The sequence below is a fragment of the Streptomyces sp. NPDC017993 genome, assembly GCF_044328065.1.
Taxonomy (GTDB): domain Bacteria; phylum Actinomycetota; class Actinomycetes; order Streptomycetales; family Streptomycetaceae; genus Streptomyces.
The window spans coordinates 442,637-455,450 of the sequence record NZ_JBIRGO010000005.1 but is presented as its reverse complement, the minus strand read 5'-3'; the positions used below and the strand labels follow the sequence as shown (position 1 = coordinate 455,450).

General features: G+C 71.9%; 10 protein-coding genes. 5 read left to right on the top strand and 5 right to left on the bottom strand.

Features of this window, described 5'->3' with window-relative positions; translation table 11 throughout:
• Positions 1-33: 33 nt before the first annotated feature.
• The gene (locus ACH4FH_RS11610) at positions 34-2,544 is read right to left on the bottom strand and encodes an ABC transporter substrate-binding protein (RefSeq protein ID WP_398555574.1); all 2,511 of its coding nucleotides are present in this window, start codon (positions 2,542-2,544) and stop codon (positions 34-36) included.
• Positions 2,545-2,922: 378 nt separating this feature from the next.
• On the opposite strand from ACH4FH_RS11610, the gene ACH4FH_RS11605 reads away from it, so the two are divergent.
• The 5 genes from ACH4FH_RS11605 to ACH4FH_RS11585 all read left to right on the top strand — a co-directional run bounded on the left by ACH4FH_RS11605 (position 2,923) and on the right by ACH4FH_RS11585 (position 8,422).
• Positions 2,923-3,231 carry a hypothetical protein gene (locus ACH4FH_RS11605; protein WP_398555573.1) on the top strand — a complete coding sequence of 103 codons (309 nt, stop codon included), beginning with the start codon at positions 2,923-2,925 and terminating at the stop codon, positions 3,229-3,231.
• Positions 3,232-3,302: 71 nt separating this feature from the next.
• A complete protein-coding gene (locus ACH4FH_RS11600) occupies positions 3,303-4,130 on the top strand; it encodes a hypothetical protein (RefSeq protein ID WP_398555572.1) in 828 nt (275 codons plus the stop codon).
• Between the two features lie 34 nt (positions 4,131-4,164).
• Complete coding sequence (locus ACH4FH_RS11595; RefSeq protein ID WP_398555571.1) at positions 4,165-6,117, top strand: fumarate reductase/succinate dehydrogenase flavoprotein subunit; 1,953 nt, start codon at positions 4,165-4,167, stop codon at positions 6,115-6,117.
• Positions 6,114-6,911, top strand: a complete 798-nt coding sequence (locus ACH4FH_RS11590; RefSeq protein WP_398555570.1) for a succinate dehydrogenase/fumarate reductase iron-sulfur subunit — start codon at positions 6,114-6,116, stop codon at positions 6,909-6,911. Before ACH4FH_RS11595 ends, ACH4FH_RS11590 begins: the two co-directional genes overlap by 4 nt.
• A 104-nt stretch (positions 6,912-7,015) precedes the next feature.
• On the top strand, positions 7,016-8,422 hold the full coding sequence (locus tag ACH4FH_RS11585) for an amidohydrolase family protein (RefSeq protein WP_398555569.1): 1,407 nt from the start codon (positions 7,016-7,018) through the stop codon (positions 8,420-8,422).
• Positions 8,423-8,471: 49 nt separating this feature from the next.
• On the opposite strand, the gene ACH4FH_RS11580 is transcribed toward ACH4FH_RS11585, so the two are convergent.
• The 4 genes from ACH4FH_RS11580 to ACH4FH_RS11565 form a co-directional block, all read right to left on the bottom strand.
• Complete coding sequence (locus ACH4FH_RS11580) at positions 8,472-11,138, bottom strand: SpoIIE family protein phosphatase (protein WP_398555655.1); 2,667 nt, start codon at positions 11,136-11,138, stop codon at positions 8,472-8,474.
• A gap of 170 nt (positions 11,139-11,308) precedes the next feature.
• Positions 11,309-11,698, bottom strand: a complete 390-nt coding sequence (locus ACH4FH_RS11575; protein ID WP_398555654.1) for an ATP-binding protein — start codon at positions 11,696-11,698, stop codon at positions 11,309-11,311.
• A 296-nt stretch (positions 11,699-11,994) separates the two neighbouring features.
• A complete protein-coding gene (locus ACH4FH_RS11570; RefSeq protein WP_398555568.1) occupies positions 11,995-12,417 on the bottom strand; it encodes a (deoxy)nucleoside triphosphate pyrophosphohydrolase in 423 nt (140 codons plus the stop codon).
• Between the two features lie 51 nt (positions 12,418-12,468).
• On the bottom strand, positions 12,469-12,648 hold the full coding sequence (locus ACH4FH_RS11565; protein ID WP_398555567.1) for an SPOR domain-containing protein: 180 nt from the start codon (positions 12,646-12,648) through the stop codon (positions 12,469-12,471).
• Between the last annotated feature and the right edge of the window lie 166 nt (positions 12,649-12,814).

The window sequence follows — 12,814 nt, the reverse complement described above, 5'->3', positions numbered from 1 at the left end:
CCCACTGACCTGCGGTTTCTTACCTATTGTTCGCTATCCCTTGGTGTAGCCGATGTCCTGGAAGCGGGGTGCGGCCAGGCCGAAGGCCCCGACGTTGGCGAGCGACTTCCTGGTGGCCACCAGCTCGGGCCGCTGGTACAGCGGGATCGATCCGGCGGCGGCCCAGATCCGGGCGTCGGCCTGCGCCACCAGACTGCGCGAGGTGCCTTCGTCCAGCTCGGAGGTGGCCTGCTCGAAGAGCTGGTCGATGTGGTCGGTGCCGACCCGGGTGTAGTTCTGCTCGACGGTCAGCGAGCCGTCGGCCGCCGGCTTCGGCTTGGCGTAGATCGGCCGGGCGTCGGTCGCCGGGTAGGCGGTGCCGGGCCAGGAGTACAGCGCCATGTCGTAGTCGCCGGAGGCGATGTGGTCCTGGAAGTAGCTGGTGTCGGCGACCCGCTGGATCGCGGTCTGCACGCCGATCTTGCCGAGCATCCTGGCGATCCGTTCGCCGACGGTGCGCAGCTGCTCGGAGCCCGCGCCGTCGGGAAGAACGAAGCGCAGGGTGAGCGGCTTGCCGTTCTTCTTCAGGACCGGGGCCTTGGCCGCCTTACGGCCGGGGTCCCGGTCGTCGGCGGGCTGCTTCGCCACCGGGTCCGCCTTGGCGTCGGAGGTGTCGGCGGCCCGCTCGGCGGCCGAGCGGTGGCCTTCGTAGCCCGCCGCCCGGCCGGCCGGCTCCTGATCGTCCCGGGCGTCGGAGGCGGCCAGCGACGCCGCGGCCGCGTCCCGCTTCGCGACTGCCTCCGCCTCGCGTGCCTGGGCCGCGGTCATCGGCCTGGCGGCCGCGATGGCGCCGGATCCCGGCAGATGCCGCCGCTGGCCCGTCTCGATCATCTCGGCGGCCCCGAGTGCCTTGGCCGCGCGCTTCCTGTACCGCTGGGCCTTGGTGTAGGCGCCGGACGTGGTGTCCCCGTCGGCCGACTCCTCCTGTGCGGCGGCCTCGGCCTTGTAGAAGGAGGCACTCTGCCGCAGCAGGGCGGCCTGCTGGACCTCGGAGCCCACCGCACCGGCGGAGGACAGCGGAGCCTCGGCGGCCGCCGGGCGGCCGTCCGCCTCCAGGTCGGTGCTCCCCACGTGGGCTTCCGCGGGGGCGCCGCCCAGCCGCGCGGAGTTGCGGCCGTCGTCGGCCTCGGCGGCGGAGGCGGCGGGCGCCGACGCGTCGCCCTGCTTGGCCGGCTGCGGGCTGACATCCGGCTCGGCGCCGGTGCCCGGCTTCCAGCCGGCCTCGGCGAGGAGCGCCGTGGCGGCGCCGGCGTCGCGGCCGCCGAGCGCGTCGCTGTGGTCCGCGTAGCCGGACTGCCCCGCCATCCGCAGATGGTTGCCGAGCGGCCTGGCGGGCAGCCCGAGCGGCTTGAGGACCGTGTCGGCCAGCGCCTGCCGGTCGATGGCACGGGCCACCGCGCGGCGCACCCGCTCGTCGGTGAGCGGTCCGGTGCTGCCGTTGAGCGCGAGCTGGGTGTACGCGGACCCCAGAGCCTTGCGGACCGTGTAGCCGCGCAGCGCGGCGTTCTCGGGTGCCGCCTTCGCGTCGTTCCGCTCGCCGCTCCGCTCACCGGCTGCCTGCGGACCCGCGTTGCCGGAGTCCTTGCCCTTGTGGGCGGCGGCCGCGGCCGCACGGCGGGCGGAGGCGACCTTCCTCGCGGCCACCGGGTCCAGCTCGGCGACGTCGACGGTCCCGGCGGCCAGCGCCGCGGACCGCTTGTCGCGGGGCAACGCCTCCAGCACGAGCTTGTCGAGCTTGGCGCGCTCGCCCCACCACCGCGAGTTGCGCACCAGGGTGACGCGCCCGCTCCCGGTGTCCTGGCTCTTGATCCGGAACGGTCCGGCCCCGACCTTGAGCTGCTTGCGCGCGGTGTCGTTGAAGGAGTTGGCCCGGCCCATCACGCTCTTGGGGTAGAGCGGCGTGAAGAGCGACCGCCAGTCGGCGTACGGCTTGCCGAAGGTGACCTTGACCTCACGGGAGTTGGCACCCTTGCGGACCTCGTCGATCCGGTCGTAGCCGGCGTTACGGGCGCTCCAGTAGGCGTTGTCCTTGCCGCGCAGCGCGTTCCACTGGGCGATGAAGTCCGCTGCGCCGATGGCCCGTCCGTCGCTCCACCGCGCCTTCGGGTTGATCTTGTACGTGACGACCTGCTTGGGCTCGCGGGCACTGATGTCCGCGGCCTGGAGGTAGTCGGCGTTGCGCTGCGGTCTGCCGCGCCCGTCGACGGTGAACAGGCTGGGCAGCACCGCGCCGGCGATCCGTGCGGTGCTCGCGTCGGCGTCGGCCTGGAACGCGTTGAGCGTGCCGGGCATCGAGTCGACCGCCCAGCGCACGGTGCCGCCGTCCTTCAGCTGGCCCCGCGCCACCCGGCCGATGTCCTGGGACGCGGCGGCGGACGCCTCCGAGTCGTCCCCGCTGCATCCGGTCAGTACGGGCAGCGGGAGCAGTACGCCCGCCGCGATGAGCGCGGCACAGCGGCGCCCGCGGCACGCCGCGCGGCCTGAAAGGCTGTCGTGGTCGGTCATGACTGTTACCTCCGGGCTCGCCCGTGCCGCGCCGCCGCCTGGGCCCTCTCCGGCGCAACACGTTCGGCCGACTTTGCGGCTCATCACATCTATGGCACCCCTACTGAAGGCGACCGATCCGCGCCGGGGCGCCCGACACGTCGACCGCAGCCCCAAGGCCACTCGCCCGGCCCAACGCCGGGTACGGGGCGCGTCGGCCGTCCGCTGCCCCACCGGACCGCCCGGTCCCGGGCCCCGCCCCGGCCCGGCGCGCGGCAGCCGAAACGCACCGGTTCGCCGCCGTAATCGCGACAGATCCCTTCCCAACCGCGACTGTGACGCGCGACACTCGCAGGCGCATGAGATCGCCCACCACACCTTCGGAGGTGAGGGCACGTCATGTCCCTTCACGATGAACTGACGGCGATTCAACGCAGCCTGGACGCCCTGGTCCGGTCTGTGGAACGACTGGAGGATCAGGTCGGGGCCGGGCTGGACATCCGCCGGGTGCGCAGCGACACCGACCATCTGCGCGAGAGCCTGACCCTGCTGAAGGAGAGCGCCGCGGGGGACGGTCCCGGCCCCGCGCCGGCCGCCGGACGCACGGCCCTCGCGATGGTCTCGATCCCCGACGCCCCCTACGACTCCACGCTGTGGGCCGGCGCCGAGGACGAGGGCCTGGGCGCGCACGACCGCCGGGCGCCCTAGAGGTCGTCCGACGCCCGCCCTCTGCCCCTTCCAGCCCCGCCCCGACGGAGCGCCCTTCACGGAGACCGACGTTGGCCACTGGCACCGAACCCTCACCGCACACGGGCGCGACGGGCGTACACGACGCCTCGCGTGCCGCCATCCGCGCCCGCCATCTGCGGACCGACCGCTGGTGGCTGGCCCCGGCCGTCACCGCCGCCGGGCTGCTCGCGTTCGTCGTCTACTCGACCTGGCGGGCCTTCGCGAACGCCGACTACTACAGCGCGCCGTACGTCTCGCCGTTCTACTCGCCCTGCCTGGCCGACAACTGCCGCACCATGCAGGGCGGGCCCAACTGGGATCTCTTCGGCAGCTGGTGGGGCCTGTCCCCCGCACTGCTGATCCTGATCTTCCCGCTGGGCTTCCGGCTGACGTGCTACTACTACCGCAAGGCGTATTACAGGGGTTTCTGGGCGTCGCCGCCGGCCTGTGCGGTCGCCGAGCCGCACAAGAAGTACACCGGCGAGACCCGCTTCCCGCTGATCCTGCAGAACCTCCACCGCTACTTCTTCTACTTCGCGGTGCTGGTCGCCTGCGTGCTGACCTACGACACGGTGCTGTCCTTCCGCGACGAGCACCACGCCTGGGGCCACATGGGTCTCGGCTCGCTGGTCTTCCTCGTCAACATCGCGCTGATCTGGGCGTACACCCTCTCCTGCCACTCCTGCCGGCACATCGTCGGCGGCCGGCTGCGGCACTTCTCCCGGCATCCGGTGCGCTACCGGCTGTGGGGCTGGGTCGGGAAGCTCAACGAGCGCCACATGCTGCTCGCCTGGTCCTCGCTGATCAGCGTGGGCGTCGCCGATTTCTATGTTTTCCTCCTGGCCACCGGGGCCTTCGACGATCCGCGGTTCTTCTGAGGACCGCTCCTTCCAGTGAAAGGTGTGCCCGCTGATGGCGCATGTGGACCGGCAGGCTTGGGACGTGGTCGTGGTCGGCGCCGGGGGAGCCGGACTCCGCGCCGCCATCGAGGCCCGCGAGGCGGGCATGCGAACGGCCGTGATCTGCAAGTCCCTGTTCGGCAAGGCCCATACGGTGATGGCCGAGGGCGGGATCGCGGCCAGCATGGGCAACGTCAACGACGGTGACAGCTGGCAGGTGCACTTCCGGGACACCATGCGCGGCGGGAAGTTCCTCAACCACTGGCGGATGGCCGAACTGCACGCCCGGGAGGCCCCGGACCGGGTGTGGGAGCTGGAGACCTGGGGCGCGCTCTTCGACCGCACCGCGGACGGCAGGATCTCGCAGCGCAACTTCGGCGGCCACGAATACCCGCGGCTGGCGCATGTCGGCGACCGTACGGGCCTGGAGCTGATCCGCACCCTCCAGCAGAAGATCGTCGCCCTGCAGCAGGAGGACGAGCGCGAACTCGGCTCCCACGACGCCCGGTTGAAGATCTTCCAGGAGTGCACCGTCACCCGGGTGCTCACCGAGCCGGGCGGCGGCGGGCGGGTGGCCGGCACGTTCTGCTACGCCCGCGAATCCGGCCGCTTCTTCGTGCTGGAGGCCCCGGCCGTGGTGCTGGCCACCGGGGGCATCGGCAAGTCCTTCAAGGTCACGTCGAACTCCTGGGAGTACACCGGGGACGGCCACGCGCTGGCGCTGCTGGCCGGGGCCCCGCTGATCAACATGGAGTTCGTGCAGTTCCACCCCACCGGCATGGTCTGGCCGCCGTCGGTGAAGGGCATCCTCGTCACCGAATCGGTGCGCGGCGACGGCGGGGTGCTGCGTAACAGCGAGGGCAAGCGCTTCATGTTCGACTACATCCCGGACGTCTTCAAGGAGAAGTACGCCCAGTCCGAGGAGGAGGGCGACCGCTGGTACGACGACCCGGACAACCACCGCAGGCCGCCCGAGCTGCTTCCCCGCGACGAGGTCGCCCGCGCCATCAACTCCGAGGTCAAGGCGGGCCGCGGCTCGCCGCACGGCGGCGTCTTCCTGGACGTCTCCACCCGGATGCCGGCCGAGGTCATCAGGCGCCGGCTGCCGTCCATGCACCACCAGTTCAAGGAGCTGGCGGATGTGGACATCACCGCCGAGCCGATGGAGGTCGGCCCGACCTGCCACTACGTCATGGGCGGGGTGGAGGTGGACCCGGACACCGCGGCGGCGACCGGCGTACCCGGCCTCTTCGCGGCCGGGGAGGTCGCGGGCGGCATGCACGGCTCCAACCGGCTGGGCGGCAACTCGCTGTCCGACCTGCTCGTCTTCGGCCGGCGGGCGGGTCTGCACGCGGCCGGGTACGCCGCGGCGGCAGCCGACCGGCCTGCCGTCGATCCGCTGCAGATCGACGCCGCGGAGGCCGAGGCGCTGCGCCCCTTCAGCGCCGAGGAAGCACAGCAGGAGGCCGGACGGGACGCGGGCCCGGCGGAGAACCCGTACACCCTGCACCAGGAACTCCAGCAGGCGATGAACGACCTGGTCGGCATCATCCGCAAGGGGGGCGAGATGGCCGAGGCGCTGGACCGGCTGGCGAACCTGCGGGTGCGGGCCCGGCGGGCGGGCGTCGAGGGGCACCGGCAGTACAACCCCGGCTGGCACCTCTCCCTCGACCTGCGCAACATGCTGCTGGTCAGCGAGTGTGTGGCGCGTGCGGCGCTGGAGCGCGAGGAGAGCCGGGGCGGACACACCCGTGACGATCATCCGGAGATGGACCGGCGCTGGCGCAACGTCAATCTGGTCTGCGGGCTCGCCGACCCGCTCGGCGACCGGGCGGACGCCGACCCGGCGCTGGGCCGGATCCGGCTCACCCGCCGGGAGACCCCGCCGATCCGCCCCGATCTCCTCGCGCTCTTCGAACGGGACGAGCTGGCCAAGTATCTGACGGACGAGGAGCTGAGCCGGTGAGCGGGCAGCAGCAAGCGGAGCGGTCCGACGCCTACACGGCGCACTTCAAGGTGTGGCGGGGCGACACGGAGGGCGGCGGCCTGGAAGACTTCCGGGTCGAGGTGAACGACGGCGAGGTGGTGCTGGACATCATCCACCGGCTGCAGGCGACCCAGGCGCCCGACCTCGCGGTCCGCTGGAACTGCAAGGCAGGCAAGTGCGGTTCGTGCAGCGCGGAGATCAACGGCCGGCCCCGGCTGCTGTGCATGACCCGGATGTCGGTCTTCGACCGGGCCGAGACGGTCACCGTCACCCCGATGCGGGCCTTCCCCGTCATCCGCGATCTGGTCACGGACGTGTCGTTCAACTACGACAAGGCCCGGGAGATCCCCGCGTTCGTGCCGCCGGCGGAGCTGGCGGCCGGCGAGTACCGCATGCGGCAGGAGGACGTGAACCGCTCACAGGAGTTCCGCAAGTGCATCGAGTGCTTCCTGTGCCAGGACACCTGCCATGTGGTGCGCGACCACGAAGAGAACAAGCCCGCCTTCGCCGGTCCGCGTTTCCTGATGCGGGTCGCCGAACTCGACATGCATCCGCTGGACGCCGCCGCCGACTCCGGCCTGGACCGCAGGCGCACCGCCCAGGACGAGCACGGCCTGGGCTATTGCAACATCACCAAGTGCTGTACGGAGGTCTGCCCCGAGCACATCAAGATCACCGACAATGCGTTGATCCCGCTCAAGGAGCGCGCCGCGGACGCCCGGTACGACCCGCTGGTGTGGCTCGGGAGCAAGATCCGACGGCGGCGCGAATGACTCTTTCGCGCCCGACGGGGGTCATTCCCACCTGACCTGACACTCCGTCACTTGGCTGGAAGTGGTCTCACGTCACGGCCTCGCCCCCGCGATATACAAACGGAATGAACTTTCCGAAAATGAGCCGGCGCAGGCTCCTCGCCGGCCTGGGCGGCGTCCCCGTCGCGGCCGGGCTGCCCGCCGCGCGCCACGATCGGGCCGTGGCGCCGGGAGAGGCGCCGGCGGAGAGACGGACCACGGTGCTCCGCGGCGCGGACCTCGCACTCACCATGGACCCCGAGGTCGGCGACGGCCCGCTGGGCCTGCTGGAGGACGGCGTCGATGTCGTCATGCGGGACGGCGCGATCGCGGCGGTGGGCCGGGGCCTCGATGTGCCGCCGGGGGCGCGGGTGGTCGACGCCGCGGGCACCTTCGTCCTGCCGGGGTTCGTGGACCTGCACAACCACCTGTGGCAGTCGAGCATCCGCGGCGGCTGCGCGACCCAGGACGTCCACGGCTGGCTGGCCGCCTGCAACCGCGGCACCCTGCCCAGGATCGACGCCCAGGACATGTACCGCTTCGTCCATCTCGCGGCCCTCGACGCCCTCCAGACCGGCGTCACCACCCTCGTCGACTGGGTGCACGCGATCCCGTACGACACCAGCGCCTCCTACATCCGCGCCCTGGACGACTCCGGGCTGCGGTTCGTCTACGCGATGGCGCAGAGCGCCGCCGACCGCGACCTCCTTCCGCGGGTCGCCAAGGAGCTGCTGGCCCCGCTGCCGCTGGCCTCGGCCCAGGTGTCGGCGCATGCCGGGATGTCACTCCTCAAGGAACTGCGCCTGCTGCACGAGACCGCCCGCGACATGGGAGTGATGTTCAACTGCCATGTCCTGGAGCACCGCGGCGACCGCGCCGAGGAACCGATCCGAGCCCTGCGCACCGCCGGTGCGTTCGGCCCCGACCTGCTGATGAACCACGCGATCCACCTCACCGACGACGAGATCGCGCTGACCGGCGCGCACGACGTACGGGTGGCCCACTGCCCGCTGAGCAACATGCGGCTGGCCTCGGGCATCATGCCGCTGCCCGCCATGCACCGGCACGGAGTGCGAGCCGGGCTCGGCCACGACGGCGGGACGAACGACACCTCGGACATGTTCGGCGTGATGAAGGCGGCCGTCGGCCTCCAGCGGGCGCGGCACGAGGACGCCGAGATCCATCCGACGATCCCGGCCGTCCTGCGCATGGCGACACTGGGCGGCGCGGAATGCATCGGGATGGCCGACCGGGTCGGGTCGCTGACCCCGGGCAAGCGCGCCGACGTCATCGTCCTGGACCCCGGCACGCTCAACTTCGCCCCGCGCTTCGACCGGGTGAGCCAGATCGTCCTCAACGGCCAGCCACCCAACATCCGTGACATCTTCGTCGACGGCCGGCTGCGGAAGTTCCGCGGCGAACTGGTGGGGGTGGACACCGCGCGGGTGGTCCGCGAGGCCGAGAAGGCCGCCGCGCATCTGCGTGCGTCCTGACCCGCGGCCCGGTGTGCGGCACCCCTGGTCGGGGCGCCGCACACGGGGCTCAGAACAGACTCAACAGCGCTTCCGTCGGATCCGGCGTCGCCGACTCGCCGTTGGGCAAGGCCAGTTCGAACCAGACGGTCTTACCGCGCGGGGTGCGGCGACTGCCCCAGCCGTCACTGAGCAGACCGACCAGCTGCAGCCCGCGGCCGCCCTCGTCGGTGTCCCGGGCGCGGCGGCGGCGCGGCTGTGCGAGGTCGGCGTCCCACACCTCGCAGACCAGGGTGCGATCCAGCAGCAGCCGAAGCCTGATCTCGCCGTGACCGTGCCGCAGCGCATTGGTGACCAGCTCACTGACCAGCAGCTCGGTGGTGTCCACCAGCGCTTCCAGGCCCCAGTCGGTGAGCTGGTCGCGGGCCAGCTCACGGGCGCGGGCGACCGAGCGGGCGTCGGGCGCCAGATTCCAGTCGCCCACCGCGTCCTTGGGCAGCCCGTGCACCCGGGCCATCAGCAGCGCGATGTCGTCCTCGCCGTGCGAGGTGTCCAAGACGCTCAGGACGTGGTCGCAGGCGTCCTCCAGCGGACGGTCGGCGTCCGAGAGCGCTGCCCGGAAGGCCCTCAGCCCCTCCTCCAGCGGATGCTCACGGGACTCCACCAGGCCGTCGGTGTAGAGGGCGAGCAGCGCGCCGTCCGGCAGATCGACCTCGATCTCCTCGAAGGGCTCCCCGCCGACGCCCAGCGGCATCCCCGGCGGTACGTCGAGCAGCAGGGCGTCCTCGCCCTCCTCGACGAGAACCGGCGGCAGGTGCCCGGCGTTGGCGAACGTGCAGCGCCGGGTCACCGGGTCGTAGACCGCGTAGACACAGGTGGCGAGATAGACCTCGGAGAGGTCCGCGGCACCGGCGGAGCGGGCCGTCTCGGCGGCGGAGCCCGACCGGCCGCGCGAGGACCGCGTACTCGTCCGGCCGTCACCCCCGCCGCCGAGCCCCCGCGCGATCTCGTCCAGCGCCGAGAGCACCTCGGCGGGCTCCAGGTCCAGCAGCGCCAAGGTCCTTACGGCGGTGCGCAGTTCACCCATCGCCACGGCTGCGCGCAGCCCGCGGCCCATGACGTCGCCGACGACCAGCGCGGTGCGGTGCCCCGGCAGCTCGATGACGTCGAACCAGTCGCCGCCGACCTCGGTGGCGGTGGTACCGGGCAGATAGCGGCAGGCGATGTCGAGGCCGGCGGCCTCCGGGTCGCCGGGCGGCAGCAGGCTGCGCTGCAATATGAGCGCGCGTTCGTGTTCGCGGCGGTAGAGACGGGCGTTGTCGATACAGACCGCGGCGCGCGCGGCCAGTTCGACGGCGAGTGCCGTATCGCGCTCGCCGAACGGTTCGCTGCCCTTCGTACGCGAGAACTGCACCAGCCCGACGACGGTGTCCCGGGCGACCATCGGCACCGCGAGGGTGGAGTGCACCACCGCGCCCAGCTCCTGCCGCTCGTCGCTCTCCCGGCCCGGGATGATCTGCGCCTGCGCGGTCCGAAGGGCGCCTGCGCACGGGGAGTTGAAGGGATAGCGGTGGATGGCGCCGACGGCGACCGGGTCCTGGCCGCCCTCGGGAACACAACAGGTGGTGGTGGCGAGCGGGGCGTCCGACACGGCGCTGGCGAACGCGACCCTGCGCAGTTCCGCGCTGCCGTCGCTCATGCCGGGCGGAGCCTCGTCGCCGGCCAGCAGACCTTGGTAGAGGTCCACCGACGCCAGGTCGCAGAACTGCGGGACGGCGACGTCGAGAAGCGTGCGTGCGGTGGTCTCCAGATCCAGGGAGTTGCCTATCCGGGCGCCGGCCTCGTTGAGCAGCGCGAGGTTGCGCCGGGCGTTGGCGGCGTCCCGTTCGGCACGCCGCCGCCCCGTCACATCGGCGGCGAGCGCCGCGACGCCTATGGGCCGGCCGCTGGCGCCGTGCAGCCGGTAGAGGGAGATCGACCAGCGGCGGCGCTCCTCCTCGCCTGGCACCAGACCGACCACCTGCATCTCGGCGACCGGCTCCCCGGTCTCCAGGACCCGGCGCAGTGCGGCGGTCAGCCGATCGGCCTCGCCGGGCGGCAGGAAGTCGTGCGGGCTGCCGCCGCGGTACTTGTGGGCGGGCCCGCCGAAAACCGTGGCGAACCGCTCGTTGACCCGCATCAGCCGCAGATCCGTGCCGAACAGGGTGAAACCCATGGGAGATTGACCGAAAACGGCCTGCGCGGCCGCGAGGTCGGTCTCGATGCCCCGCAGCGCCCGGACGTCGACGACGAGACAGACCGCGGCGCGCTCGCCGAGCTCCGTCTCAGACGGCATCACATAGATCTCCGCGAGGCCCTCGGCCTCGCCGCCCTCTTCCCTGCGGTAGGGCACCAGACCGGTCCACTCGCGGCCGTCGAGGATCTCGGACACCTTGCGGTGCCCGGTCTCGCGCAGCTCACCGGGCACGAACGCCTCGACGGGGTCCTTGCCGACGGCGTGCTGCGCGGGGATGCCGAGCATGTCCGCCGCGCGCTCGCTCCATCGGTCGATACGCCCGTCGGGCCCCAGCGAGAACGAGGCCACCCGGATGTAGTCGTAGATCGATCCGGGTTGGCTGCTCTGCCACAGCGGCAGCCCGTGCGGGTCCTGCGCATGCGGACGTGCACCTGGGCCACCGGGGCTGTCCGCACCGCCCTGACCATCGGCCTGCGCGGGTCCTGCCCCGCCAGATGACATCTCGCTCACGAGCCCCGTCCCCTCCAGCTCATCGTGCCCGGACCGGACCAGCCGAGTATCCAGCACCTCGGCTTTCCGGAACACGGTCTTCACGATCACAGCACAGTCTCGATCGCAGGCCATCGACGGGATGTCGATGAAATGGCAACGATCAGGACTTCATCTGTCTCCTAACCAGCCACCGACAGCTCGAACCACACTGTCTTGCCACTCTTTCCCCGCCGGGTGCCCCAGCGCCGCGAACTGCACGCGACCAGTTGCAGTCCACGGCCACCCTCGTCATCGGGGGACGCGGTGCGCTCCAGGGGCGGATCGGGCAGCGGATCGCTCACCTCGACGAGCAGCCCGCCGCTGCTGAGCAGGACCATGCGGACGCCGATGGGCCCGCTGGCGTAGCGCAAGGAGTTGGTGACGAGCTCACTGACGAGCAGCACGGCCACGTCCACGGCGCCGTCGACCCCCCAGTCGTCGAGCACGTTCCGCACCGCGCTGCGGGCAGTGCGCACCGCGCCGGGATCGGCCGGGAAACTCCACTCCGCGATCGGCGAACCGGAGACCATGCCGCGCCGGCGGGCGCCGGGAGAGGTCGCTCCAGGGACCCCTGCCGCTGCGCTGTCGCTCACGCCGATCACTTCCCAGCCCGATGGGATCCCCTGGGTTCGCCGTACCAAAAGGGGCTAATCACGGCATACCCGCATCAATGCCTAAATATCGCCTTCGCACGGCCTCACTGGCACCAATGGGGCATCGGGCCGTTGCAAGCCCCACGATGCCGCAGGGACCTTGCGACACCCGGGTGACAGCGCTGCGGCACGCAGGCCGTCACGGGGACGTCCCGGCACGCCGCATGCGACGCTCACGAGCGCGGGCGCCCCACCGACGCCGTCGCCGCCAGCCGCCGCATCGCCTCGTCGACCGCGGGCCGGTCCTGGTCCAGCCAGTCGACCTGCCCCTCCTCACCGGGCAGCAGCCAGCGCAGCTCGTCGTGATCCTGGAGCGGACGCGGCTCGCCGGACAGCAGCCGGGCCGTCCACACCCGCAGCACATAGCCGGGGCGCAGCACCCACTCCCCCGGAATGCGCTCCCCCACCACCACCTCGACACCCAGCTCCTCACGCAGCTCGCGTGCCAGCGCCTGCTCGGGTGTCTCGTCGTCCTCCACTTTGCCGCCGGGCAGCTCCCAGCGGCCGGCCAGGGCGGGCGGTGCGCTGCGCCGGGCGGCCAGCAGCCGCCCTCGGTCGCACACCGCTCCGCCCACCACCACGCGCAGTGTCGTCATGCGCGGCAGCCTACGTCCCCCGTCTCCGTCCCGCTCCTCGCTCCTCACCGCTCAGGTCGTCGCGTGGCCAACCCTCTCGACCACGTAAAGCCGCTGGTGGCCACGGGTATCGAGCCGGTCGGCCACCCGCTCCGCCTCCGCCCGGGTCGCATAACGACCGACCCGATAACGGTTGCCGCCTTCGTCCTGGCGGATGACGAGCCAGGGCAGCACGGCTCCACTGTCGGTCATTGCGCCCCTCCGTCCGCCGCGCAGCGCGCCGTCGCGCGCCCCTCCTGTGCTGATGCCGAAATCGCAATCCGCATATGCCCGAGCGTACGCCCGACCTTCACGCACCGGATACGGAATTACACAAAGAGGTACTGAACCGGCCACCCGGTCGGCTCCCGGGGCCGGG